This window comes from Okeania sp. SIO2F5 (assembly GCF_010692685.1).
Taxonomy (GTDB): domain Bacteria; phylum Cyanobacteriota; class Cyanobacteriia; order Cyanobacteriales; family Microcoleaceae; genus Okeania; species Okeania hirsuta.
In genome coordinates, this window is sequence record NZ_JAAHGU010000017.1 from 15,595 (window position 1) to 40,354 (window position 24,760).

Here is a 24,760-nt window from a genome sequence, read left to right on the forward strand (position 1 = left end):
TTCAAAATTGAGATGCACCCATTAATTTGGCAAGCGATTAATATCTTGATTAGAACCAAGTACAATCATTATTATTCCTTTAGTTAAAATTGTACTAGGCTTGGGATTAATTTGAAATTTTTCACTTCCGTCGCTCACTGCCAGTAAATTTAAACCATATTTATTCCGTAGTTCTAAATCAGCAATAGTTTTACCATCAAATTTTTCTGGTACAATAAATTCTACAATACTATTATCTGGGTCTATATCAAATTTATCAAGTATTCTAGGTTTACTCAATAATCGTGCTAATTCGCAACCCATTTCTCTCTCTGGAAATACCACATAGTCTGCTCCAACCTTGTTTAAAAGTTTGACATGAGTTTCTGAAGAAGCTTTAGCTACTACAAATTTTACTCCTACTTCTTTAAGATTGAGAGTAGTAATAATACTTTCCGACAAATAATTGCCAATTGCGACAATTACTGTATCAAAATCTGAAATACCAGCTTGTTTAATAGCATTAATTTCTGTTGAATCAAGCTCTAAAGCATGGGAAGATATTTTGTCAGTTAAAGCTTGATTTACTCTTTTTTCTTCTCTATCAATAGCCAAAACTTCATAGCCCAAATTATGCAGAGTTAAACATACTGCTTTACCAAATCGACCCAAACCAATTACTGCAAATTGTTTAGTTTCAGATTTTAAATTTTGCCAAAAATTCCAAGACGATAATTTCACTAAAAATTCAACGTTATACCTTCGTATATTGTATAGCGCTGCACGCAGGCCACAGGCAATAGGGATAATAAAAAACTGATAATATCAGACTTGTAGCTATTGGAAAGTTCCTGTAATTTGTAAATAGACCAGCGCACATTGCTATAAATAGCAAAAATAACGTTGCCTCCAAAATATCTATTTTCAGATTTTACCAATGCTGAGAAAAATTTTTCACAACTAACTAAATTTGTTCTCTTAGTTTTTTTGCTGTGTTTTTAACTTTAGCATCAATATAGGGTTTCTCAAGTTACTAAGGTAAAGTTATTTTTCTTCTTTTCTATTCCCTACTCTCTACTCCCTAAAACTCAAAAATTATACAAATAAATTTTCCTCTGGATACTGAACCGCACTAGGATTTTGTTCAGCAAAAATAGTAGACACTAATAGTAAGACACCCACCCTACCTATATACATAGTTAAAATCAATACTAATTGCCCGGGAATTGTAAAATTAGAAGTAACTCCCGTAGATAAACCAACTGTAGCAAAAGCAGATATAACTTCAAATAAAATTTGAATTGACTCTAATTCTGGGTCAGCAAAAGCAGCTAAAGTAGTAGCGATCGCCACTAATGAACCTGAGGCAAAAACCACACCAATAGCCTTAATAATAACTATAACCGGAATCTTACGTTGATAACATAAAACTTCTTCCCTACCCTGTAAAGCTGCTTTTGTACTATTCAATAATATTCTAAAAGTTGTAGTTTTAATACCCCCTCCAGTGCTACCCGGACTAGCACCAATAAACATTAAAACAATCGTGATAAATAAACCAGCATCAGTCAAATTCCCAATATCAATAGTATTAAAACCCGCCGTTCTAGTAGTAACAGATTGAAACCAAACAGCAATTAATTTTTGCCCTAAGTTAAAATTTTCTAGAGTCTGAGGATTGTTAAATTCGGCAATAAAAAAAGTAATAATACCAAAAATTAATAAAAAAATATTTGTATTAGTAACCACTTTAAAATGTAGAGAAAAAGTGTGAAAAACTTGCTCTTTTTTCCAACAACTTTTCAGCCATAAATATATTTCCATAATCACTTGATAACCCAATCCTCCAAATATAATCAAGCCAGTAATCACAAAATTTAGTAACGGAGATTTGACATACTTAATAAACCCATCTGCATATAAACTAAAACCAGCGTTATTAAAAGCATTTATACTATGAAAAACAGAATACCAAAGACCTTCTTTAAACCCATAATTTGGAACAAAAACAAACAAAAGCAACAAAATACCAGTCAATTCAAACACAATTGTTGTAGCCAAAATCGACTTAATTAAAGGTTCTACACCAGCCAATCCTACTTGTTCCAAAGATTGCTGAAGAGCCACTTTTTCCCGCAGACGAAATTTACGACCAAGCAACAACAAAAGAATAGTTGTAGCAGTCATATAACCCAAAGCTCCAATTTGAACCAATAACAATAGAAATAATTGCCCCCAAAAAGAATAATATTCCCCCACATTCACAACAGAAAGTCCCGTCACACAAACAGCAGAAGTTGCTGTGAATAAAGCAGTTACAGGATGACTCCAATTTCCATTACTCACAGAAATAGGTAACATGAGTAATATAGCACCAATAATAATAACAGCAATAAAACCTTTACATACAGTTCTAGCTAAACTCATTTCAAATTTTTAGTATGTATATTTAAAATTTAGGCGAGTTATTTCAATCACAAATAACTTATACTAATTCGTAACCATTAAGCCATTAGCGGTCAGCTTTCAGAAATTAGTAGTTTAAGAATTTGAGTAATATTGAGTCGTGAGCAAGTAGCTAATTTATTTCAGACTTTTAATTCTATTAAATCTTTCAACTCTGATTCCTCAAAAAAGGGCAATTAAGTTAATAGCTGATGGCTGTTAACATAGTTTCTCAGTAGGAGACTAGCTGACACCTAAATGCTTACAGTAATTCACATTAATAATGGCATAAATTAACATCTAAAATTACAAACAATTAATTTTTTTTTAGAAAAATAATAATTTTAAACCTTTGAATTTTGTGTTAAATTATGTAGTAATCAGGAATAATTTATGAGATATTTAATAACAATTAATAGCAATCAAAATCCTTTTATATTCTTAATCCTGACTCCTGACTCCTGACTCCTAATTACTACTAAAATCTTACAACTGAAATATGATTGCTATATAATAGTCCAGGAAAATAAATCCTCAATCTTAATTGATTAATAATTATGACCTCAAACTTAATCGAACAGATTCAACAATTCTATGATGCTTCCTCCAGTCTATGGGAACAAGCGTGGGGCGAACACATGCACCATGGCTATTATGGACAAGATGGTAAGCAGAAAAAAAATAGACGACAAGCTCAAATAGACATGATTGAAGAACTACTTCAATGGGGAGCATTAAATGAAAAATCAAATTTTTGGCCTCCTACCTCGATCCTGGACGTCGGTTGTGGTATAGGCGGTAGTACATTGTACTTAGCCGAAAAATTTCATGCCACTGCCACTGGCATTACCCTTTCTCCCGTCCAGGCCCAAAGAGCTAAAGAACGAGCTGATGTAGCCAACTTAAGTCAAACTACTAATTTTATAGTGGCAAATGCTTTAGAAATGCCCTTTGCCGATGAATCATTTGACTTGGTATGGTCTCTCGAAAGTGGAGAACACATGCCTAATAAACAGAAATTCTTGCAAGAATGCTATAGAGTCCTCAAACCAGGTGGAACTATAATTATGGCTACTTGGTGTCATCGTCCAGTTGGTAGCTCCGATGGACAATTAACTGACGATGAAAGGAGACATCTAGCCGAAATATATCGCGTCTATGCTCTGCCTTATGTTATTTCTTTGCCAGAATATGAAGCGATCGCCCAAAATGTCGGCTTTCAAAATATCTGCACTGCTGACTGGTCAACTGCTGCTGCTCCCTTCTGGAATATTGTGATCGAATCAGCTTTTGACCCTAAAGTAATTATGAACTTACTCTTTAGTGGTTGGACAACAATTCAAGCTGCCCTTTCCTTGGAGTTAATGAGTAGTGGATATGAACGAGGATTAATAAAATTTGGTCTAGTGCGGGGGAATAAATAGTTGATTACTACAAATTCTGTTAAAATCAGTGGAAGTGAGTCAAAATTTTCATACTTTTTTAGATATGTAGATATGAAATAATTTCCTGAAATTACTATGAGATTAAAGTTTCGAGCCTATAAAATCTTACTTTTGACTTTTTACTTTTAAATTTTGACTTCATCCCATAATTTTTAACTCAAAAGTTAAAATCTTACTTTTAAATTTTGACTTTTAAATTTTGACTTTTGACTTCATAAGCTGATTTCATCACTGCATCTTCAGTAAATGTTAATTTCTGTAGCAATATACCTACTTCTGCTATAATCATCGCTTACAATAGATACACCATATGGGATATTCCTGGAGGTGTAATTTATGTTAGTTATTTTAATGGAAAATCAGCTAGTTGCTCCTCAACAAGTTTGTCACAGTTGTTTGTTAGCCGATAGAAGTGGTCAACCCCGATGGAAAGGTGGTCAATTACGTTGTGGTCATCCAGTTCCTAAGTTATCAGATACTCAAGCAGATCAGTATGAGTGTCAAATGGGTTTCCGCGTTGCCAGTATAGAATAATATAGAATCCGGATAATTACTTATCGTATAGCCCTCGGAGTCAGGAGTTAAGAAGAGCGAGTCAGGAGAAAAGAAGAATTGAGCATGGCAATTATCTAGAGGTATTCCGTGAAATGTCTACATTGAGTGGAGGTAGTTTTGCAATAATTGTATAACCGGATTTCATATAATTACAAAAAATTATTAGTTTGATATAGCATTTTTATCTGGGAAGTGAAAACCAAGTACTATTAAACAGGGAATAGTAAAGGAGGAAAAACAGCATTAATATAGTTAGTAGCAAACACCAGGAGATAGGGTACTTGTTAGGTGCGCTTTTTTTACAACAAAAAACTCTATCTAGATTTAGATTTCAAATAAAAACACTATAGTCAGGATGAAAATTAAAAGTAGATTAAAATAGTGCATTTAACCTTGAAGCTAATAATTTAAATGTATCTTAAAAGTAAACAAAATATTTCGCTCAGATTTGAGTTGTGTAGAAAATATCTTCATTACTGAGCAAAACACAGTTTTAAACACTTAACACTTTAATTATCTACTTTTTTGTTTTTTTGATCAATTATTTAGGACTACTTATTTGAAGAATATAGAATAATATTTTTAGAGGCACCAACAGGTAGACTAATACAAGTATTGCTTCTATTGTATCATTTTTTAGATGGTGACTATCTACCTAATTATAGTGAAAAACTAGGCACTTGTGCTTGAAACTTGAGTCCTAGTAAGGAAAGGCCGACCTTTGACTTTTTCCCAAAGAAAGAAAGTATTTTTATTTTTTTCTTAAAATTACTGAAAATTTGAAAGTTTAGTGATTTTTTAGGCCACAAAATACGATCCAGGGCTGAAGTTATCTAACTACTGCGCTATCCTGAATTTATATTTACTTACTTATCATCAAACTCAGGAGTATTTTACAATGAATTGGCGCGGTTCTACAACTGTTCAAGACCGAATTTTTGCTAGCTTACCTTATCTATTACCCTTGCTAGATGGGTTAGTGTATGGCAGATATTTATTCCAACAGTTCCCTCCCATACAGATAATACCAGTTCTTCTTAGCCCTTTGTTACAGATTTATAGAGGTATACCCTTCTTTGGCTTAATAGTTTTCTTTGCTCTGTTCTTGTTCGTAGTGAGAAATGAAAATATATCTCACTTTATTCGTTTCAATACAATGCAAGCAATTTTACTGGATATTATTTTAATCTTGTGTGGTCTAATTCTGCAAATCTTGGGAGCAAGTTTAGGAGGATTTATTCTGGAAACTCTCTCTAATATGATATTCATCGGAATTCTAGCATCATTTATCTATGCAGTAGTTCAATCAGTCATGGGACGCTACGCAGAAATACCTACTATTTCTGAAGCTGTTTATATGCAAGTGCGCTAAATATTTTTCACACTCACACCCTTTATTTTGTCTTTGTGGTGAAAATTTTGTAAGATAAAAGATCCTTGCTTCTGCATAAATTTGCTAGAAGCCATGTAGTCCGAAAGGAGATTATTTCCATGAAACCATTCATTTATGAAACAATGTATATCCTGCGTCCAGACCTGAATGAAGAACAGGTAGAACAAGAAATTGCAAAATATAAAGATTTATTGCAGGAGCAGGGCGCTTACGACATAGAAATTCAACATCGTGGTAAGCGTCGTTTAGCCTATGAGATCAACGATCATCGAGAAGGTACATATGTTCAGATGAATTATCAAGGTCCTCCGACTCAAATAGCTGTATTGGAGAGGGCAATGCGTTTGAGTGAAGAGGTTATTCGTTACTTAACGATTAAACAGGAAGTACCCAAAAATACTACACCAGATACTACTGTACCAGATACTCAAGAACGACCAGAACCATTAGCAGCAGTGGAATAGTAATGTTTCACGGCAGCACATAATTATTGGGTGCATCTCAATATTTGCAAAAATACTTTTTTCCTATATATTCCCTATTCTCTATTCTCTTTTGCCTGTTGCCAGATGAGCTGTTGCCTGTTGCCTAAAAGCGATAATTTTTTGGCTTTATTCTTGCATTGAGATGCACCCTAATTATTTGGACTAACAAATTTGAGAGTTTTGATTAACCCAAAAAAGGCAAATTAACAAAAAAGTAGAACTTGAGCATCTTAAATAGGGGAGACTCCTCTCCTATTTCCTTTACATTATCAATAGACATCTCCAGAAAAAAGGGAGTCGGGAGTAGGGGGAAAGAATTGATAATTTCTGTGGGATAATTGATTTTATTTTTTATTATTGGAGATGTCTAATTATATTAGCTATAGAGCTATACTATTTCTAAATATAAAATATAAGTTATATAGGAACTACTGAATAATTAGGAGCAAACTTAAAGTGAAGCAGATGCAAAAGTTAAATTCACAACAACTTCAACTTGAAGTATCTCGTCTTAACGAAGAATTACAAATGCGAGACCAATTAATTCAACAATTGTCTCAAGAACTTTTTCGATTAGTTAAGGGAAATACAAGTATAGTACCAACATCAACAGTTCCTGAAAGTTACCAATCTCAAATGCAAAGTTTAAAGGAACAACTCAATGAAGTTGAACAACAAGTAAATTTTTATCAAGAACAAATCTCTGAACGAGATGCAGAAGTATATAATTTACGTCATTCTGTGCAAGAGTTAACAGACCGCTCCCAAATGTTAGAACAAGTAGTACAAGAGCTACCAGAAGTCTATCGTCAAAAATTCTCCGAACGACTTGCAGAAGTACTTGAAAAAGTGGAAATATTGCAAAAGGAAAACCGTCAACTTCATGCAGAGTTACAAAGTGTTAGTTATCGTCTAGCAGTTAGAAATCGTCGTGCTAATGGCCTAGATTTACCTGCTTTTGGTCAGGGACAACCAGGTTCTTCTGTAGAGATGCCGACGTTTGGAAATGCTTAATTTAAGTAAATATTTGCTGAGATAGGTATGATATTCTATCTTAGCATTATTATCAAGTTTTATCTCAAGAGAATAGTATTTTTATAATTAGTGAACTACTGTAAGAACGGCTCAGTTACTATTAAATTTAGCATCTGAGCCGAGAATTTAAAAATCAGCTTAACTTAAGCTGTTATTAATTTTCCATGAGAATCTAAAAAAACATCATCAATACTATCAAAAATTTGAAAAACCCTATCTAACTGAGTAATTTCAAAAACCAATCTAGCTGTGGGGTTAAGGTTACAGATAGCTAAATTACAGCCATGTTCACGAGCCTTTTTTAAACCAATAACTAATGCACTTAAACCAGAACTATCTATAAACTCCACATTGGCCATATCAATAATCCAAAGATTGTAGTTTTTTTCTAGTAGAGATATGAATTGCTGCTTAATCACATTTGCTCCAGCTAAGTCTAAGCGGTGATTCGGAATGAGAATAATATGTTGACTGACATCAATAGCTTTCATAGGTATCACCATTAATTAAAAAGAAAAAAAATAATTTTTTACTTTGCTCTGAAATATAAATTGTTTTAGATTAAAGATAATTCATTACACCCTAATTATCAACAATCCAGAAGTTGTAATGATACTCAGGAAATTCACTTTACTAGAAATAGAGTTCCCTGTATAAAATACAAAATTGACAGTAATTATTGTCAATTATAGTGCAAGTTGTTAACTTTTGTGATATATTTAATACTTCTTGGGTACATCAATTAGTTCTCTATAATCTATAAATATTGCTTGAGTAATAAATAAGTTCCGTTTAGATATAACTACTGGTCTATCAACCTTGAAATGATGGATAGATTTTTGTCAGGCAGAATTTTTGGGTAATGCTTTTTGAGATTGGCTACCCCTCAAAACCATCTTTACAGACTTTACAAGCCACTATTTGGCAATAAAATATAAAAAAATGATAAATTTGATCAAGTTCGCTTAAAGATTACCGTATAATGTCCCTAGAATTTGTATCATTAGAAACAATTCAATTAATTGCCAATAAATACGGCTATCTAGCCATTTTTTTAGGAATAGCCCTCGAAAATGCAGGAGTTCCCTTACCAGGAGAAACAGTTACACTCGTAGGTGGGTTCCTTGCAGGTAGTGGGGAATTACTTTATAGATATGTACTTAGCTGTGCAATTATAGGTGCAGTATTCGGCGACAGTTGTGGATATTTGCTTGGCAAGTATGGTGGCTGGCCATTAATGTTGAAGTTAGGTCAAATATTTCGGATTAAAGAAGAAAAACTGATAGACGCGAAAAATCAGTTTAGTAAAAATGCAGCTAAAGCAGTATTTTTTGGTCGATTTATTACGTTACTACGGATTTTTGCTGGCCCTTTGGCGGGAATTGCTCAAATGCCTTACTGGAAATTTTTATTATGCAATGCTAGTGGAGCGACTATTTGGGCATTGACAATGGTCAGTTTATCCTTCTTTTTGGGACAAGTTGTACCTCTAGAAAAATTAGTATCTTGGGTTGCACAATTTGGTGTCGCTGCTTTGGTACTAGTGGTAGCTTGGATTTTAATTCCTATTGGGTTAGAGTCTTTGAAGAAAGGAAAAGAAAATACAGGTTGATAATTTAAGGTTTAATATTAGCTGCCGAGGGCCACTCAGAAACTCTAAACGGACGCAGAGGAAAGTGTAGGACTACCGTATTAGTTCGCAGCATCCGATTTTAGCAGAAGCTTTGCGCCATCAAAACGCCAACTCACTGAAGAGCTATAATTTTAGTAGGGATCTCCGCGCCTAATAGCTAGAGAGGATGTCACGAAAAATATGCTTGAATATAGTTTAATACCAAATTCAAAAAAGGTCGCTACAGTATTAATCTCAAAACTCCTACTAACAGAATAAAGCACTGTAACAGTATTTTTTGAAAATGGTATAACTCACAAAGTTTACGGTCTAAAAAATATCAAACTCGACAAGTGGAAACCATTGTTAATTAGGAGCAAAAATCCTGTAACAGTTACAGGTTATAATAACAACCAAAACGATTTCTAAGAAAGGCATCTAGGTTAATCTGCTCTTGTTTGAGGAAACCAGTATGTGGAATTTCCCCATGGAGATACATATCTAAGACAGCACAAACAGAAGCAGAAGTTGTAAGCTGGATAGAACTCCAGGTTTCTCCATGCAAATTGAGGGGATAAATCTTGCGGACATCACTAATTTGTTGAAGATAGCCGTTTTTCCAACCAGTTACAGTACAGAAAATAACTACTACATCTTGCTTAGTAATAGGAATGGAATTTTCAAATATTTCTTGCAGGAGTTCGCGACGATCGCTTAAACCCAATTCACAAGTTAAAAATTTCATCAGATATTGATGACCTGGATAACGCACGGTCTTGTAGTTGAGAGTACGCACTTGGCCTTCAAGAGTTTCACAAAGAGTCCCCAAGCCGCCAGAAGTATTAAATGCTTCGTAATTTACCCCATCTACAGAGAAATGTTCTACCTCTTCTAAAGGCATTGCCTCAATTTTACGACCGTTATGAATAGCTTCGCAAGGATTACAGTATTCATTAATCAGACCTTTTGTAGACCAGGTGAGATTATACATCATCATATTAGACGGATATTGGGGTAGAGCACCAACACGCATTTTTACTTCGTCAAGCTTCTCAAAACCACTACATAGATGATGAGCAAGGATGCCGATAAACCCTGGAGCAAGTCCACATTGGGGTGCGAAAATCGAACCATCAGGAGTTGTTTCAGCAATGGAGCGAACTGCATTAGTAGTTGCCACATCTTCGGTTAGATCGAAATAACTAACTCTAGCTTTGGCAGCAGCACGAGCAATGATAGGATTAACCTCATAGGAGCAAGCAGAAATAACACAATCTTGGCCTTTTAGTTTTTCTGCAAGAGCAACTTCATCAGTCACATCTATGACAAAAGTATTGACTGGCAAAAATTCAGTTAAGCTTTCTAAAGCTCTAGAATCTATATCTCCAACAAGTATGCTGTAATCTCCACTGTAATGTAAGAGCTTGGCGATCGCCGATCCAATTTTTCCTGTTCCTAAGATTGTGACTTGATACATACTTATTAATTGTTTGAGGATTTCCTAAAATATTTAATACCAAATATCAAAAACTTTTCTATGTTTTCTTGAGTGGAGGAGTAGGGTAGTAGAAAACATAATAATATACACTTACTGGCGAATAATTTCTCAAAACGAGTTAAACATCTAATGCTTTTTTAGTAACTTACTATTTGATCGGCAACCTGAAATTAATATTTTTAAAACAACGAGACAATATTTATACATTTGAAGTGAATATCTTGACTAAAGCAAAAAATAGCTAATCACAGATAAAGATTTTTATATAGCGCTGTGCGCAGGCAACAGCTCATCTGGCAACAGGCAACAGGGGGGATAAATTGCCTATAATATAAGACTTTTAGCTATTGGGCATCTCCTGCAATTTGTAAATATACCAGCGCTCATTGCTATAGATCGTAAATTATGGTTAAAATAGCTATGCAAATTTAGATATACTTCAACATCTAATGTTTTTTTAGTCAATTTTTCCATTCGATCAAAAATTATTTCTTCCCATTCAATAGCTTCCGATTTAATTTTAATGATAAATAAGGTTTTCTTTTAACCTAAAGATGATTAACCCCCCGGCGTTGCATATTTGTGGGACGAATTGTATGCTTGGGCAAAAAAGAAGTATGAAGTATTAAGGATGAGATTTACCCGTTCAAAAAATATTCATCCCTTGATTCAGCAACGCCACCGCGCTGAACAGTTTAAAGGACTTCAATATCTTCTTGATGAGTATTTTTTAGACCTAAAAAATATTGGCATAGTAATAAAAATGTGAAAGTAATTCCTCCAAAATTTTATTCTTTTATCCTAATTCACTTCATGTTTTATTAACTTCTAATTACTTGAGTTCATACCTTTCTTATAATTAACAAGCCTAAGTTATTTAGATTATCATACTATCTGTCTGTTTTATCTCCCATAGCATTCAAGCTAGAGCAAAGTCATATTTCATCTGGTTCAAAATGAATTGAGTTTGCAAACGAATTACTTCTCGATATGTATCTTCTGATTTTCTATCCCAAAGATTGTGTCCTGCATCAAGTATATGTAACTGACATTTTTCGTCATTTTCTGCAAATTCCTTCAGTGCATGAGCATACTGGGGAAACAAGTTGAATGGATCGCCCAAGCTAACCAAAGTTAGGATTGGAGATAGGGATGTTCTAGATGGATAGTTAAACTCAGGAGTAAAAGTCTTGTAAGCTTCCCAACTACGAGGATGCAAAGTAACACCAGGAGCATGAAGAAGGTCGGCCAAAACTTCGGCTTTATCCTCCAAATATTGAACCGTAAACTGGAACAACTCTGGGTCTGGGTGTGGGGGATTAACTGCAATTGCCCCAGCTAAGTCATCATAATGTTGTGCATAAAGTATGGCAGCTATACCACCTTGACTACGTCCAGCAATAAAAACTGGGCGATCGGGATAAAGTCGTGACAAAACCAGGTGGACATGACGAAGCATGATCATTAGACCTTGCTCGCTGGCAAACTCAAATGGGGCATCTGAACCCATACCATTGAGAGGAAGGTCAGTAGGAAAAGATGCTACACGGAATGTCTCACCATCGGGTAGTAATTCAGTTAGTAAGCTTTGGTTACTTTTACGCCCACGTCCACGGTTTTTGCTTTTTCGCCCATGAAAAGTACCTGCAACATCACATAGTGTTTCAGCAACAGAAAAGGTCGTTCCAGTACCAGGTAATAGGATCTGAATTGCACGATGAGTATCATCAACTAACTTATTTGGCTCTAAAATACCTGTGAAGGCCATCGGTAGATATAACTTCGTGAATGGCAGACTTTGTTTAGGTTCGTTTGTAGCACCGACTCGATGAACAAATTCTTGGCTCTCTTGAATAACTTTCATCTCAAGCAGTTCACGACGACTTAGATTAGAAGATGTTGCCAACTCTTGATTAACTTGCTCAAGTCTTTTCAATTCTGAATTCATTTTTGACAAATTTTGTAGGCTAAAAGATTAATAGGATCATCGTAAATCGGCATTACTTTGGAATCAATAAGAGTCCATTCTGGTTGGTTTAAGACTTTCTCAAGTTTAGGCAAGAAACTCTGACGTGCCGTGAAAACCAACACACCTCCAGACTTGATATTGTCTTGAAGTTGATTCAGTTCTGCTGAACCAGCATGGTTTTCCGCAAATACTCCTGTAGCGACAATACCACTCGCCCTCTCTAAGTTTCTGAATTGCTCATCACCTATAAAGCAACAAACTAAGGATTTATATATGCCTTTTTCTGCTGCTTTGGTCAACATACTAGGTGATATGTCCATACCTATGATTTGTTCAAATCCCAATTCAGCTAAGGCCACACCAACTAGACCTGTTCCCGCCCCAACATCAAGAATTGTGTCCTGTTTATTGGCCACATATTGAGCAAGCATAAGTGACGCTGCTAAAGGCACTGGTTTCCAAAATCTCTCAATATCTGTCTCATAGGTATCTGCCCATTGGTCGTAGTTTTCCACTAACTCATCAATATTTTGACTCGAACAGATCCACTTTAACCACTGGTTTGTTTCTATCTCAGACATTCTTTTGTTATTCAATATTCTATTAATAGTAGACATTCTACTTTAGATTAAATCCTAAAACTTTGTGCTATTCCTAGTCCGTAGAAATGCTCAAATATTTTAGCCTGCCGTTCATTTACTATCTGAAGTTTTGAAATATTTTTGTCCCTCAGATATTAATTACTGGATTTACCAACACCAATATTTCCATTAGTTGAGATTTAGATATGAGGAGATAAGTTTTGATGTTAATTGCTCAGGTTAAGATATACTAAATATCATAAAAATTTTGTGAAAAAGGTAGGTAGATTTTATGGAATTAACAATGTTATTGGCAAAACTGCCAGAAGCTTACTCTATTTTTGACCCGTTAGTTGATGTTTTACCAGTAATTCCTGTTTTCTTCTTGTTGTTAGCTTTTGTGTGGCAAGCAGCAGTTGGTTTCAAATAAAGATTAATCTTAAAGATAGCTATCAGTTACCATTCTAATTATTTATCAGAATTTATTAGGCATAATAATTGGGAAGCTGATAGCTAACTTTTTTAACCAGTATTAATAGGATAAGTTCAATAAACCTATAAACAAAAATTTAGGTTTCTCATCTATAAGATAGATAATTTGTTTTCCAAGGTAATTTTGTGTTGCATCATAGGAGGATAAAACTACTGTAAGCATTTCCTGCGGAATGCTGCGTAAACAGCTATTAGCTGTCAGTTCTCAGTAAAAGGAGGGGGTTTAAATGAATATAGACTTTAACTTTAATGCCAGCTTTTGTAGTTAGATTTAATTCTGACTCAATTAGTAAAGCTTTTATTTAAAACTAAAAGCAATAGCTGATGGCCGAATGCTGACGACTGAATGCTGACAAACTACTTTTAGGGAATAATTAGGGTTTGCTGAAAAAGTCTTTTAGTAGGGGGTAGGAGACAGGAGACAGGAGAAAACCCACCCCTCGCCCCTCCCCCTCCCAGGAGGGGAATACAGGAGACAACCCACCCCTCGCCCCTCCCAGGAGGGGAGAAATGGGAATGAGCAAGGAGGTAGGAGCTAAGTTTTGTCCCAACATTGTTCTGCCCCACTATGCACCTAAAATACGCTCCTTTTTGAGCATTTTAGACTGAAACAGGCGCAATTTTTAAGGATCCAAAAAGGCTAAAACCTTTATATATCAATGCTTTTATATTTAATCAGCAAGCCCTAATTAATTGCTTATTTAAAATTAGCTATTACCAATTATCCATTTAATATGCAACACTGATTATTTTTCTTGATTTATGTCTTTTTTCTACTTACTTATTGCTGGAAAATCATTTGATTGATTATCGTGGGTAAAAAAAACTTAGATAGATAAATCTAAGACCGATTAGCAATTGTTTTTTGGAAAGCAGGTATTTTAGATATAGGTTTGATATAAGTCACAACATGAGGATAAAAACTTAAATCAAACTTTAACATCATGGGAATATAAGCTAAATTGGTGTTGCATTGTAGGAGGATAAAATGACTTTTAGGGAATAATTAATTGCTTATTGAAAATTAGCTATTACTAATTATCAATTTAATATGCAACACTGATTATTTTTCTTGATTTATAGCGCTCTTATTTGAGTTGTGAGATTATTGTAGATTTTTAGGGAATAGGGAACAGGGAACAGGGAATGGGAAATACCAAAGCAATAAAATTATCACATCTGATTCCTAATTGTTATATGTCTTTATTTCTACTTATAGCAGTCAAAGGAAAGGTTAGGACATATTGATAGCTATAAACTCAGACAACTTCAAGAATTGAGAATTAAGAATTGAGAATTAAGAATTACCTGTTATTATAAATAAGAGGATTGGTCAAAAGGATTTTTTTTCTTTTTATACCCTTAAAAGGGGAGGCTTTAAACCACAATTTTTCGGTAATATTTTCCAACTTCGGTTCCTTCTTCTTCCTTATTCCTTCTTCCTTATTCCTTCTTCCTTTTGCTATACTTCTTACTTGAAAATTATTTGATTATCGTGGGTAAAAAAAACTTAGATAAATCTAAGATCGATTACCAATTGTCTTTTGGAAAGCAGGTCTTTCAGATATACGTTTAATATAAGTCAAAACATTAGGATAAGAACTTAAATCCAACTTTAACATCATGGGAATATAGGCTAAAATTGAACCGACTGCTACATCTGCCACATTGAATTTTTCACCCATTAAATAAGGTTTAATCTCAAAAATTTTATTCAATGGAGTTAATAAACGAGGAGTTTCCTTTTCACGACTTGCCTCTACAAAAATTCCCGTTCCGAGAGTAGAATTAGCAAACAATACCCACTGAAAAATTTCAGCTTTCTGTTCTAAAGAATCAGGCATTTTGCCATGTTTTTCTGCAATATATAACAGAATAGCTCCTGACTCCCAAAGTTTAAATTCTCCATCAACAATAGCAGGAACTTTTCCCATCGGATTAATCTCTAAAAAATCTGATTTGAGATGCTCTTCTGACTGCATATCGAGATTAATAAATTCATAATCAGCCTCTATTTCTTCAAGATACCAGAGAACAATTGATGCTCGACTACGAGCGCTACCATAAAGTTTTAGCACGGCTATATACCTAATTTTTCAGAACTGTAACTTCCACAATTTTCCCTAAGTAAATCAACAGAAACATTAAAGAACTTTGTGAGTATATTCATGTTGCTTCACATTGTCTTCTGAACTAACAATATTTTCAGCATTTAGTATCCGTTTACGCTCCAAAGAATAATTCAAATCATCACGACGAGTGCCCAGAGGAACTAAAGATTTAACTTCTGGGTGAATTTTATATGTACGAGTAGTAGCGATCGCTCTTGAGGCAAAATTATCAGAGAATTGAGCTTCCGGAGGAAAATCTTGAGGTAGTAGAGGTGTGTCCCCAGATAAAACTGCACCCAAAGTTGTCCCACAAGCCATTTGATATGAAGTAGGAATTCCTTTAACAATAGCTTCGAGAGCTGCTGAGGGTATTGGTTCAACAACTTTTACTTGAGAAATTTCACCATCTTCCTTGATAAAGCAGGTTGCCAAACCAATAACCAAATAGTCATCAGTAGATAAATCTGGGGCATTAGGATAAGCAGAAACAGTTGCCATAAGCTATTCTAATTTTTAATTCTTTAGATACATAAGTCTTAATTTTACCAACTCAGGTAACTAACTCCTCAAAAAAATCTGATACTAAAATTGAGCAAACCAAAATTTTGTGTAAAAATAAGCTTATGTAAGTTATTATGGGCTATTTTCCTACTAAAAATATATTTAGATACTACAGGGAGACAAATTGGTATAGCTCTACACAAATACCCTCTTGACATTCCTCCGTTCCCTGTTCCCTGTTCCCTTAAAACCCAAATTTACTTTCCTAATCAAAAGACGTAGTGCTATATATTTACAAATTTTTGGAATTGCTAATTGCTAAAAGGTTACTAGATCAAGCTTTTTTCCTACCTAATGACGAGCAACTGTTCAACAATTAATAATTAACAATTACCTCTGCTTGAAAAGAAGAAGATTGACGCGGAGCGTGAAAATTTTTTCTTCTCTTGGTCGATTGGATATGTCGAGGAGACCTAGCCATCCCTCGACGGCTTTTTTCCCCTTTAACTAGTGCAGGATGGCAGAAATAACTAACCAGTTACAAAATCTTAAAAGCCTTACCAATCAATACTTTTGACTTTTTATTTTTGACTTTTGACTTCCGCGTAGCAGCACTAGCTATCAGATTTTCCTTACGGAATGCTCCGCTTGCCAGCATTTAGCTGGAGCGCTAAAAATTCGAGGGTTTAAGTCCCCCACGCTTATTGGAAAAAATTAGTGGTGCGCCTTTTATGGGGGATTCAAACCCCCATTATACACCTTGAAAAGCTGACTGCTGATAGCTGAGTGCTGACTGCTACTTTAAAGGAGAAGCTTTAAACCTTAATTATTCGGTAATAGAACAGATCCGAGCAACCGATTAAAAGTTATGGTTTAACCCCAGAAAAAACTTCTAAATCCAAAGATGTCAACTTATCATAAGCTGACTCAATTACTCGCTTACCCCTCAAAGCACCAGTATTAGCACCAGGACAAATGTACTGTAGAGTCTGTTGTGAAAATCGGTCAATCAAAAATTTAACACTCTGAAGCTGTCTAGGCCAATGAAAAGTCTTAGCAATATGCAATGGCACAGGTTGCCCTTGACTATTAGGCAATAAATGACGGCCTGTAAATAAGACCCCACCATTTTCCGAGTAGTATAAACAAGACGAACCAGGAGAATGACCAGGCGTCCAGAAAACAGTAATATGTTGACTTAAACTAAATTCTTGCTCAAAGGTTGTTACTTTCAGGTTGGGCAATAAATACGCTTCCTGTTCTTGAATCAGAATCTCACAGTTGAAAGCTTTTTGAATCTCTTGTGCCTTGCCAATAGCACTACGATGAGTAATATACAACCACTTTACTCCTCCATGTTGAGAGAGAAACTTTTGATTATTTTCAATATTGGCAGGACAATCAATGAGAATGTTGGTCTGATTATCTACAATAAAATAAGATGTTCCTCCTAAAGTATCCCGATTTGGGGAAAAAGCAAAAATATTTTCTAGGACAAACTGGGGAGATTTAGAGACAAAAGGCTGTTGTGTCAAAGCAGTATTCTTAGATTAATTAAAAATAAACTGAACTCATTAAACTATTATGCTCTTTTTATTGATTTTATTAGGGTTGATGACATACTTCATGTTACAACGCAGCGTAAGTAAAATTACCCGCACTCCAATCTGGATATTATGGCTAGTAATGATGACACCAGCTTTAATATGGACAACTTGGATGTTAATTTATGGTGAAAAGCAACTACCACCAGGATTAATTATCATTCCCTTTATCTTCTGTCCTTACTTATACTGGTTATTAGTGCAATGGGGACAGCATCAACCTAGTCAGTCAGAATCAGATCCATCCACAAAAGATAATAGTAATTCCCAGACTAAACCAAAAATAGTTCCTACTCAAACTCTCAATCAAACTCCACCTAAACTAACAATAGATAAAACAGAAGAAGCTAGTCTGAGAAATTGTTTTCCTTGGACAGTTTACTATCTGAGGAATCTTGAATTTAGACCTCAAGCAGTTATTTGTCGAGGTCAGTTACGCTCAAACCCTGAAAAAGCGTATCAAACAGTAACAGAAAATATAGAAGGAACATTTGGCGATCGCTTCCTAGTAGTATTTCAAAATAGCTTTCAAGGTAAACCTTTTTTTGCTCTAGTTCCTAACCCCCGTGGCAAAAATGACGAAACTCAGATTTCTCAGGAGTCTCAAAAACCTGTACTCTTGGCTTTAGGATTATTGCTCATAACTTTATTCACCACTACTTTAGTAGGAGCTAGAGAAATAGTTGGTATTTCTGAAGATGCCATACAATCTAACCCTAATTTATTAATCCAGGGTTTACCTTATGGAGTTGCTCTAATCCTGATTCTAGGATTACATGAGTTTGGCCACTACATAACAGCTCATTTATACAAAATTCGTACTACTCTACCATATTTCATTCCAGTACCGTTTTTCTTAGGGACTTTTGGAGCATTTATTCGGATGCAGAGTCCCGTACCTAATCGTAAATCTCTATTTGACGTTAGTATAGCAGGTCCAATTGCTGGATTAGTAGTTACAATACCGCTATTAATTTGGGGTTTATCTCACTCTAACATAGTTCCTTTATCTGAGGAATCAGGAATATTATCGATAGACTCTTTAAATCCCACTTTTTCTTTTTTATTAGCTGTATTAAGTAAATTAGCATTAGGTACAGAATTAACTTATAACAAAGGCATAGATTTACATCCAGTAGCAGTAGCAGGTTATGTAGGTTTAGTAGTAACTGCATATAATTTAATGCCTATTGGACAACTTGATGGCGGTCATATAGTACACGCAATGTTTGGGCAACGAACTGGTATGGTTATTGGTCAAATTTCTCGGTTTTTGTTATTACTATTAGCTTTTATAAATCAGGAATTTTTATTTCTAGCAATCTTTTTATTTTTAATGCCTCTTGCTGATGAACCTGCTTTGAATGATGTTAGTGAATTAGATGACAAACGCGACTTTTTAGGATTATTAATGCTAGGTTTATTGGTAATGATTTTATTGCCTGCACCAAAGATGGTAATACAGTGGTTAAATTTTTAAGAAGAAGGAAGAAGGAAGAAGGAAGAAGTAAGAAGGAAGAAGGAAAAAATAATTGTGTGCCACCTAAAATAAAATTGGTATAACACCTAAGACCTAACACCTACTCTCACATAAAATTGGTATAAGAGTTAAATGATTGATTTAGAGAACTAATTCCACTTAATCTGGAAGATAATGTATTTAAGTTGGAACGAGAAAAACATACAGCAGAAATTGATAGATAAAATAAAAGAAAAACATCGGTGTCATTTCAGTTATCAGTTATCAGTTATCAGTACCTCTGCAATAAGGAGGCTTGAAATACGGAATTATCTTTTTTTTATCCCCTTAAAAGGGGAGGCTTTAGACCACAATTTTTCGGCAAAAAGGTTTCCGGGACTTTTTAATGTCAAAAAATAACCAACAGTTGTTTGACATCTTATTTAAAAATGCTATAAATTTCTAGGACTTATTTCAATTTTCAGCTTTTATTTATTTATTTATGCGTTATTTTGTCTTCAAACCAATGATTAACAAGGTAAATTATCTCATATTGGCTATAGTTTTGATTTTATTATCAGTTGCAATACCTAACATTAATCTACCTGTAGCTAATGCAGAAAATATTCTCTCAGGATTTAGCTTGTCTGCACAAAATGATTTGCAAATTACCGTAGGGCAAAGTCAAAAATCAGCCGATAAATTAGCTTTAGATTTACAGAAAAATCTCAACAGTAAAAGGAATGAAATTGGGAAATTAGCTATATTAATTATTCATCCCCACGGAGAGTTTGACAAAACAGAACCAATTTCGTTAGCAGAGAGAGAAGGTGGGGGGTCAGTATTAGAAATGAAGATACATTGGCATAGAAAACTGCCCTTTATGACACGCAATCATTTAACTATTATTGACTGGGAAATTTTACACAATCGACATTTTGGAGCTGCTGTTATTTTAGATGATGCTATACTTTCTCCGATTCATCCTCAAGAGTTAAATAATTTATTTAAAGAGTTACTGCCAGATAATCTCTAAAAATCGGATGTAATCAGAATTTTGATATTCTTGCCCACATTCGGCACTTCAATTTGTCACATGAAAATTAGTATAAAATCCGTAGCTTGCTTAAGTATTTATACTATATAAATTATCTTCATTTACCTCGATCGGGAGTCAAATTCTCAGTTAAATATGCCAGCATAAATACTTACTGAATCCTTGACTCCTATTGACCACTATAATTTTCTTCTTATTTCTTATTTCTTACTTCTTACTTCTTATTTCTTACTTTTGACTTATATTTTGATGTTACATTTTGTGGTGCGGAATGTGGGTTCTTGCCATGTCCACTGCATCCTTTCTGGGTCTAGTTGAATTGATTAAATGGTTATTCATATCTATTGATTTATGACTAATTTAAAAAAATGGAAGCTTTTACAATCTAGGTTAGTAATTAATAATAAATGGTGTCAGGTAAGACAGGATGAAGTTGAATTACCGAATGGCAAAATTATAGATGATTTTTTTGTTAATGTTAGACCAGATATTGCTCTTGTTTTTCCTGTAACTGTTCGACAAGAAATTGTATTTGTCCGTCAATATAGACATGGAGTCAAAGAAGTTTTATTAGAGCTACCTGCAGGTGCTTTTAATCCTCAAGCAGAAATTCCTGAAGTAGCTGCTAGTAGAGAACTTACTGAAGAAACTGGATATGTTGCTGAGAAATTAATTAAATTAACAACTTTATATGATAATCCGGTTAAAGATACAAATTATATTCACTTATTTATAGCAGAAAATGTTATCCAATCTCAGCAACAAAAACTTGATATTACAGAAGAAATTGAAGTAGTTTTAATACCTGTCGATGAAGTTATTGAGAGAGTATTGATAGGAGAAATAAGTGTTTCTGGAACTGTAGCAGCAATATTTTTAGGATTGGAATATTTGCACAAGTCGAATTTTATTTGAGGTGGCACACAATTAGGTGTTAGGTCTGATAAAAATTTTATTTGAGGTGACACACAATTATTTTTTGCTTCTTCCTTCTTCCTTCTCCCTTCTTGAAGAAATTTATTAACTTGTCTATCTCAATCTACAGTCAACCCCAATCGAGATATTATTCTATGGAATTTAGAAATGAATTTGGTATTAAATTATTAATATTAGGTATCTATGGACTTATAATCAGAACAATCCTTACATGGACCGAAAGGGTTAACAGCACAACGAATTAGGGGAGACCTAGCATTGAACTTACAACTTAGGTCTCCTATTATATATCCTAATCCTTCAATATATTGTTGTTCTGGTTGACTAGATATAGTTGGTATTCCTGTATAGTTTACTGCCAATCTAATAGACATAAGTCTTTCTCTAGTTCGTGCTTTAAACTTGTGCAGTATCCACAAAGAAACTATCCAAGGAGTCATACCTATCAAAAAAATTAGTAAAATTTTAAACACATTTATTCTAATTTATTGCGACTTCAGAATTACTCTACTGCTGCAAATAATATCAATGAAAATTATTTATTTTTTGCAGCAATAAATTTAGATTATCGGTTAATCAAAATCTTGATATTTGTTAGATTTGAAGATGGAAAATTTTTTTCCACAAATAATGTATCGGGTATCTCACTGTCTGCTTTAACCACAGGAGATAGAGAAGTAAAGGGCAATTTAATATCAGATAAATCTATCCCAGCAAATATATGTAAAGATAAAGTAACAGCAACTGCTAACCAAAATTTTTCCCACATCTCACACCTAAATTTAATTTTACTTAAAATATAGAACAATTAGTCTTAAGGCTACCGTGGATTAAAATCCGACGAGTCACCTTTCATCCATCGCTTAAAAGAAGATGGCTTTCATGCTCCCATGTTATTTAGGTAAATATTACAAAACAAACTTACTAATTGTCTGTGACTTGAAAGTAGGTAAAATCGTGAGTTTAATCACTGTTTAATTAATTAATAAATCAAGATCAATTAGTTCAAATAATTCAGATGTAAGCTGGGAAGACTCTGGCGACATATCCCTATTTAGTCCACTCCGAGCGGTTGAAGTTAAAAATGTAGAAGTTATAGCAGTCTAAGCACAAGGTTAGAAGGTATCAAAAGCTTAAAACTCAGATAACGCCAGATTTTTCCTTGTTTCCTAGATGAATAAAGTCTTCTCTACTTCTTCCTTATGTTAGGAGTTACGTATAACCACCAAATATAGTAGGGGTTAACCGCTGTCAACCCCTACAAATGGCGTATAATGTAATATTTTGCGTAAATCCTGTCTGTCCTATAGCACTACGTCTTTTGGCGCTTGACAATAAATTTTAGTTGTAAGGGAACAACGGTGCGACTCCCCGAGGTGCGACATACCCAAGGGAATGCTGACCAAGATAGGAATAGGAAATAGATGAATGTCCTAACATATTTGCGTAGCGCTATAGATAACCAAATTCCTTCTTCCTTCTTCCTTCTTCCTTCTTTCTTCTTCCTTCTGCTATAGCAGGAGTTATTGAACGATAAAATTAGCCCATATACCAAACATATAGTGGGAGTACATCAACTTATGCTGACAAAAATACTGGCCTTAACTGTTGGTCTTGGTAGTTTAGCCTTATATCTGGTGGCCTTTTTCTTTCCAGAAGTCCATCGAAAAAATGATTTTATCTGGAGTGGTGTGGGTCTTTTCTATGCCTTAGTATTATGGTTCTGTGCAGGTAGAATTACAGGTGCAGTGTTATTGGGTCAAATGGCAAGTGTAGCTTTATTGGGTTATTTTGGTTGGCAAACCCTGACATTGCGTCGCCAAGTTACTCCAGTAGCAGAGCAAACAAAAATATCTACTCAGAAAGGTACTAAAGATAAAACTCAAGAACAATCAACTACTGTTCCTCAAGCACCATCTACAGAAGAAGTAGACACTATCTCAAAATCAGATATTACGGAAATAGCTACCTCTATTCAAGAGGAAGAAAATGAAGTTAAACCTGCGGAAACTGAATCTGAATTAGTATCATCTGAAACTACTTTAGATTCAAGCAATATAACAAAAGATTCTGAGGTAGATGCAGTTACAAATATGGCAGAACAAAATGTCATAACAGATACGACGAAAGATGTTTCAGAAACACCCCAGAATTCACAGAAAAGTTCATCTAAAAAAGGTGGTGGTTTTTCTCAGTTATTGACACCTGTTAGTGGTCTATTGAGTAATATTAAAAATGCAATTCAAGGTAAAGATAGTAAAAATACAGATACAAATTCTGACTTAGTATCCAAAGAAAATCAAGTTGAGACAGAAGAATTAGCCTCTAGTGAAGAAGTTACTTCTGAAGTTGATAAATTAGTTAGTGATGGAAAAGAAAATTCACCTGAGCCAGAATTTTTAGTAGAGAAAGAAGCACCTGTTGTATCTGATGTAAAAAAAGAGATGAATTTGGAAGAACTTGAGGAAGAATCAACCTTATCTTCAGATATAAAGGCGACATCTACGGATGCCGAAAAATCTATTTTAGAGACTAATACACAAAGTATTGAAACTCAAGATAGTTCGGTGTCATCAGACGAAATAACTACTCAAGATAGTGAAAAATTGGAAGTAAAAGGTACTTCCATTTCTTCTGAGGAAAAATCTGAAAATAAGAATTTAGAATCAGATTTATCAAAGGATAGTACAGACAAGTCAGTAGATCCGTAAAGTTACAATTTTGCAGACTAAGAACTCAGTAATAACAAATACAAAATATTGAGGGAATTGGCAGGGAAAATAGCAGACCAATTCCCTGTTTTTTGATTGTATAGCAGAAGGAATAAGGAAAAATCTGGCATTGTCTGAGTTTTAAGCTTTTGATACAGCAGATTCCACTAAGTGTGAGATACACCCATCGCGGGCAAGATGTCCGCACTACAAACATTTAATTTGTAGGACTTGCGCAGAGACTCTACATATAGCGAGGGCGCCATTCGGAGCTTGGCGGAACGCCAATACCATTCGCCCCTACAAATGGTACTTTAAAAGTTAATTTGCGTAATATCATGTCCGGTAGCATCGGAGCGTGTATAAAATTAAGGTGACACTCTTGAGAAAACCTTCTGCCTCCTGCTATCCTAGATAACTAAAGCCTCCTGCCTCCTGCCTTCCTTCCACCAAAGTCTAATTATTCAAACGGACATGATATAAGTCCTGATTTGGTTAGGACATAGATTAATGACGAATCTTAGACTAGAAAATGTTTTTCCAACTGTTCTCTGTTCCCTGTTCCCTGTTCCCTGTTCCCTGCTATATAATTTTCTTTCTTAGATTTATAGAGGTTTTTGAGTGAGCAAAAATTCAGTAGCTAGACCTTTTTTAAAATGGGCAGGAGGTAGTGTGATTCGTTAGGTCGAAACTGCTTCTAGGAGCAGGGGATGACCTGGGTTGATTTTTTTAGATCGACTACAACTGTAGAGAGTTTCTAGGTTTAAGTCCTAGCATCGAGATGTTCGATTGAATCCATTATCCCCACTAAAGAGAATGGCGCTCGAATTAGTGAAGCGGGATAAAAAGCAGGTAATAACTAAACTATCTAGGTTAAATCCCTGCGAGGGAG

Annotated in this window: 23 protein-coding genes; 12 read left to right on the top strand and 11 right to left on the bottom strand. The window is 34.6% G+C overall.

Going from position 1 to position 24,760, the window contains the following annotated elements; genetic code table 11:
- Positions 1 to 21 precede the first annotated feature (21 nt).
- Both F6K27_RS09390 and F6K27_RS09395 read right to left on the bottom strand, forming a co-directional pair.
- The gene (locus tag F6K27_RS09390; protein ID WP_124146190.1) at positions 22 to 720 is read right to left on the bottom strand and encodes a TrkA family potassium uptake protein; all 699 of its coding nucleotides are present in this window, start codon (positions 718 to 720) and stop codon (positions 22 to 24) included.
- 354 nt (positions 721 to 1,074) lie between these two features.
- A complete protein-coding gene (locus F6K27_RS09395; RefSeq protein WP_124146189.1) occupies positions 1,075 to 2,406 on the bottom strand; it encodes a TrkH family potassium uptake protein in 1,332 nt (443 codons plus the stop codon).
- 575 nt (positions 2,407 to 2,981) lie between these two features.
- On the opposite strand from F6K27_RS09395, the gene F6K27_RS09400 reads away from it, so the two are divergent.
- The 5 genes from F6K27_RS09400 to F6K27_RS09420 all read left to right on the top strand — a co-directional run bounded on the left by F6K27_RS09400 (position 2,982) and on the right by F6K27_RS09420 (position 7,316).
- Positions 2,982 to 3,848, top strand: a complete 867-nt coding sequence (locus F6K27_RS09400; protein WP_287277130.1) for a methyltransferase domain-containing protein — start codon at positions 2,982 to 2,984, stop codon at positions 3,846 to 3,848.
- A gap of 357 nt (positions 3,849 to 4,205) precedes the next feature.
- A complete protein-coding gene (locus tag F6K27_RS09405; protein WP_287277131.1) occupies positions 4,206 to 4,403 on the top strand; it encodes a hypothetical protein in 198 nt (65 codons plus the stop codon).
- A 919-nt stretch (positions 4,404 to 5,322) separates the two neighbouring features.
- Positions 5,323 to 5,796 carry a Tic20 family protein gene (locus tag F6K27_RS09410; RefSeq protein WP_287277132.1) on the top strand — a complete coding sequence of 158 codons (474 nt, stop codon included), beginning with the start codon at positions 5,323 to 5,325 and terminating at the stop codon, positions 5,794 to 5,796.
- A gap of 119 nt (positions 5,797 to 5,915) precedes the next feature.
- Positions 5,916 to 6,281, top strand: coding sequence for a 30S ribosomal protein S6 (gene rpsF, locus F6K27_RS09415; RefSeq protein ID WP_287277133.1), 366 nt, complete (start codon positions 5,916 to 5,918; stop codon positions 6,279 to 6,281).
- A 477-nt stretch (positions 6,282 to 6,758) separates the two neighbouring features.
- On the top strand, positions 6,759 to 7,316 hold the full coding sequence (locus F6K27_RS09420; protein ID WP_375339357.1) for an Npun_F5560 family protein: 558 nt from the start codon (positions 6,759 to 6,761) through the stop codon (positions 7,314 to 7,316).
- 164 nt (positions 7,317 to 7,480) lie between these two features.
- Here the strand turns inward: F6K27_RS09420 and F6K27_RS09425 are convergent, their stop codons facing one another.
- Positions 7,481 to 7,828, bottom strand: a complete 348-nt coding sequence (locus F6K27_RS09425) for an STAS domain-containing protein (protein WP_124146183.1) — start codon at positions 7,826 to 7,828, stop codon at positions 7,481 to 7,483.
- Positions 7,829 to 8,319: 491 nt separating this feature from the next.
- Between F6K27_RS09425 and F6K27_RS09430 the strand changes: the two genes are divergently transcribed.
- Positions 8,320 to 8,949 carry a DedA family protein gene (locus F6K27_RS09430; RefSeq protein ID WP_287277134.1) on the top strand — a complete coding sequence of 210 codons (630 nt, stop codon included), beginning with the start codon at positions 8,320 to 8,322 and terminating at the stop codon, positions 8,947 to 8,949.
- A gap of 394 nt (positions 8,950 to 9,343) precedes the next feature.
- Here F6K27_RS09430 and F6K27_RS09435 read toward each other — a convergent pair whose 3' ends face one another.
- Positions 9,344 to 10,426 carry a saccharopine dehydrogenase family protein gene (locus tag F6K27_RS09435; RefSeq protein WP_287277135.1) on the bottom strand — a complete coding sequence of 361 codons (1,083 nt, stop codon included), beginning with the start codon at positions 10,424 to 10,426 and terminating at the stop codon, positions 9,344 to 9,346.
- A gap of 601 nt (positions 10,427 to 11,027) precedes the next feature.
- On the opposite strand from F6K27_RS09435, the gene F6K27_RS09440 reads away from it, so the two are divergent.
- Positions 11,028 to 11,216, top strand: a complete 189-nt coding sequence (locus F6K27_RS09440; RefSeq protein ID WP_287277136.1) for a hypothetical protein — start codon at positions 11,028 to 11,030, stop codon at positions 11,214 to 11,216.
- A gap of 150 nt (positions 11,217 to 11,366) precedes the next feature.
- Here F6K27_RS09440 and F6K27_RS09445 read toward each other — a convergent pair whose 3' ends face one another.
- Both F6K27_RS09445 and F6K27_RS09450 read right to left on the bottom strand, forming a co-directional pair.
- On the bottom strand, positions 11,367 to 12,395 hold the full coding sequence (locus tag F6K27_RS09445) for an alpha/beta fold hydrolase (protein WP_287277137.1): 1,029 nt from the start codon (positions 12,393 to 12,395) through the stop codon (positions 11,367 to 11,369).
- Entirely contained in the window at positions 12,392 to 13,033 is a 642-nt protein-coding gene (locus F6K27_RS09450; RefSeq protein WP_287284167.1) for a class I SAM-dependent methyltransferase, read from the bottom strand. Before F6K27_RS09450 ends, F6K27_RS09445 begins: the two co-directional genes overlap by 4 nt.
- Before the next feature lie 256 nt (positions 13,034 to 13,289).
- On the opposite strand from F6K27_RS09450, the gene F6K27_RS09455 reads away from it, so the two are divergent.
- Positions 13,290 to 13,427: a photosystem II reaction center protein K gene (locus tag F6K27_RS09455; protein WP_124146178.1), complete on the top strand. Its 138-nt coding sequence runs from the start codon at positions 13,290 to 13,292 to the stop codon at positions 13,425 to 13,427.
- Between the two features lie 1,582 nt (positions 13,428 to 15,009).
- On the opposite strand, the gene F6K27_RS09460 is transcribed toward F6K27_RS09455, so the two are convergent.
- The 3 genes from F6K27_RS09460 to F6K27_RS09470 all read right to left on the bottom strand — a co-directional run bounded on the left by F6K27_RS09460 (position 15,010) and on the right by F6K27_RS09470 (position 17,636).
- Positions 15,010 to 15,567: a glutathione S-transferase family protein gene (locus F6K27_RS09460; RefSeq protein ID WP_287277138.1), complete on the bottom strand. Its 558-nt coding sequence runs from the start codon at positions 15,565 to 15,567 to the stop codon at positions 15,010 to 15,012.
- A gap of 66 nt (positions 15,568 to 15,633) precedes the next feature.
- The gene (locus F6K27_RS09465; protein ID WP_287241430.1) at positions 15,634 to 16,098 is read right to left on the bottom strand and encodes a hypothetical protein; all 465 of its coding nucleotides are present in this window, start codon (positions 16,096 to 16,098) and stop codon (positions 15,634 to 15,636) included.
- Positions 16,099 to 16,967: 869 nt separating this feature from the next.
- The gene (locus F6K27_RS09470; RefSeq protein WP_287277139.1) at positions 16,968 to 17,636 is read right to left on the bottom strand and encodes an MBL fold metallo-hydrolase; all 669 of its coding nucleotides are present in this window, start codon (positions 17,634 to 17,636) and stop codon (positions 16,968 to 16,970) included.
- A gap of 49 nt (positions 17,637 to 17,685) precedes the next feature.
- Here F6K27_RS09470 and F6K27_RS09475 point away from each other — a divergent pair, with 49 nt between their 5' ends.
- The 3 genes from F6K27_RS09475 to F6K27_RS09485 all read left to right on the top strand — a co-directional run bounded on the left by F6K27_RS09475 (position 17,686) and on the right by F6K27_RS09485 (position 21,136).
- Positions 17,686 to 19,185 carry a site-2 protease family protein gene (locus F6K27_RS09475; RefSeq protein ID WP_287277140.1) on the top strand — a complete coding sequence of 500 codons (1,500 nt, stop codon included), beginning with the start codon at positions 17,686 to 17,688 and terminating at the stop codon, positions 19,183 to 19,185.
- 481 nt (positions 19,186 to 19,666) lie between these two features.
- The gene (locus F6K27_RS09480; protein WP_287277141.1) at positions 19,667 to 20,200 is read left to right on the top strand and encodes a hypothetical protein; all 534 of its coding nucleotides are present in this window, start codon (positions 19,667 to 19,669) and stop codon (positions 20,198 to 20,200) included.
- Between the two features lie 372 nt (positions 20,201 to 20,572).
- Positions 20,573 to 21,136: an NUDIX hydrolase gene (locus F6K27_RS09485; protein ID WP_287277142.1), complete on the top strand. Its 564-nt coding sequence runs from the start codon at positions 20,573 to 20,575 to the stop codon at positions 21,134 to 21,136.
- A 194-nt stretch (positions 21,137 to 21,330) separates the two neighbouring features.
- Here F6K27_RS09485 and F6K27_RS09490 read toward each other — a convergent pair whose 3' ends face one another.
- Both F6K27_RS09490 and F6K27_RS09495 read right to left on the bottom strand, forming a co-directional pair.
- Positions 21,331 to 21,630 (bottom strand): DUF6464 family protein, encoded by a 300-nt coding sequence (locus F6K27_RS09490; protein ID WP_124146172.1) that lies wholly within the window; start codon positions 21,628 to 21,630, stop codon positions 21,331 to 21,333.
- A gap of 92 nt (positions 21,631 to 21,722) precedes the next feature.
- Complete coding sequence (locus F6K27_RS09495) at positions 21,723 to 21,926, bottom strand: hypothetical protein (RefSeq protein ID WP_124146171.1); 204 nt, start codon at positions 21,924 to 21,926, stop codon at positions 21,723 to 21,725.
- Positions 21,927 to 22,737: 811 nt separating this feature from the next.
- Between F6K27_RS09495 and F6K27_RS09500 the strand changes: the two genes are divergently transcribed.
- Complete coding sequence (locus F6K27_RS09500; protein WP_287277143.1) at positions 22,738 to 23,868, top strand: Ycf66 family protein; 1,131 nt, start codon at positions 22,738 to 22,740, stop codon at positions 23,866 to 23,868.
- The last annotated feature ends 892 nt before the right edge of the window (positions 23,869 to 24,760 follow it).

What these genes read in the sequence shown, in the direction of transcription:
- F6K27_RS09395 (WP_124146189.1), bottom strand. Translation starts at nt 2,406, where the DNA reads ATGAGTTTAGCTAGAACTGTATGTAAAGGTTTTATTGCTGTTATTATT.
- F6K27_RS09400 (WP_287277130.1), top strand. Translation starts at nt 2,982, where the DNA reads ATGACCTCAAACTTAATCGAACAGATTCAACAATTCTATGATGCTTCC.
- F6K27_RS09405 (WP_287277131.1), top strand. Translation starts at nt 4,206, where the DNA reads ATGTTAGTTATTTTAATGGAAAATCAGCTAGTTGCTCCTCAACAAGTT.
- F6K27_RS09410 (WP_287277132.1), top strand. Translation starts at nt 5,323, where the DNA reads ATGAATTGGCGCGGTTCTACAACTGTTCAAGACCGAATTTTTGCTAGC.
- rpsF (WP_287277133.1), top strand. Translation starts at nt 5,916, where the DNA reads ATGAAACCATTCATTTATGAAACAATGTATATCCTGCGTCCAGACCTG.
- F6K27_RS09425 (WP_124146183.1), bottom strand. Translation starts at nt 7,828, where the DNA reads ATGAAAGCTATTGATGTCAGTCAACATATTATTCTCATTCCGAATCAC.
- F6K27_RS09430 (WP_287277134.1), top strand. Translation starts at nt 8,320, where the DNA reads ATGTCCCTAGAATTTGTATCATTAGAAACAATTCAATTAATTGCCAAT.
- F6K27_RS09435 (WP_287277135.1), bottom strand. Translation starts at nt 10,426, where the DNA reads ATGTATCAAGTCACAATCTTAGGAACAGGAAAAATTGGATCGGCGATC.
- F6K27_RS09445 (WP_287277137.1), bottom strand. Translation starts at nt 12,395, where the DNA reads ATGAATTCAGAATTGAAAAGACTTGAGCAAGTTAATCAAGAGTTGGCA.
- F6K27_RS09450 (WP_287284167.1), bottom strand. Translation starts at nt 13,033, where the DNA reads ATGTCTACTATTAATAGAATATTGAATAACAAAAGAATGTCTGAGATA.
- F6K27_RS09455 (WP_124146178.1), top strand. Translation starts at nt 13,290, where the DNA reads ATGGAATTAACAATGTTATTGGCAAAACTGCCAGAAGCTTACTCTATT.
- F6K27_RS09465 (WP_287241430.1), bottom strand. Translation starts at nt 16,098, where the DNA reads ATGGCAACTGTTTCTGCTTATCCTAATGCCCCAGATTTATCTACTGAT.
- F6K27_RS09475 (WP_287277140.1), top strand. Translation starts at nt 17,686, where the DNA reads ATGCTCTTTTTATTGATTTTATTAGGGTTGATGACATACTTCATGTTA.
- F6K27_RS09480 (WP_287277141.1), top strand. Translation starts at nt 19,667, where the DNA reads ATGCGTTATTTTGTCTTCAAACCAATGATTAACAAGGTAAATTATCTC.
- F6K27_RS09485 (WP_287277142.1), top strand. Translation starts at nt 20,573, where the DNA reads ATGACTAATTTAAAAAAATGGAAGCTTTTACAATCTAGGTTAGTAATT.
- F6K27_RS09495 (WP_124146171.1), bottom strand. Translation starts at nt 21,926, where the DNA reads ATGTGGGAAAAATTTTGGTTAGCAGTTGCTGTTACTTTATCTTTACAT.
- F6K27_RS09500 (WP_287277143.1), top strand. Translation starts at nt 22,738, where the DNA reads ATGCTGACAAAAATACTGGCCTTAACTGTTGGTCTTGGTAGTTTAGCC.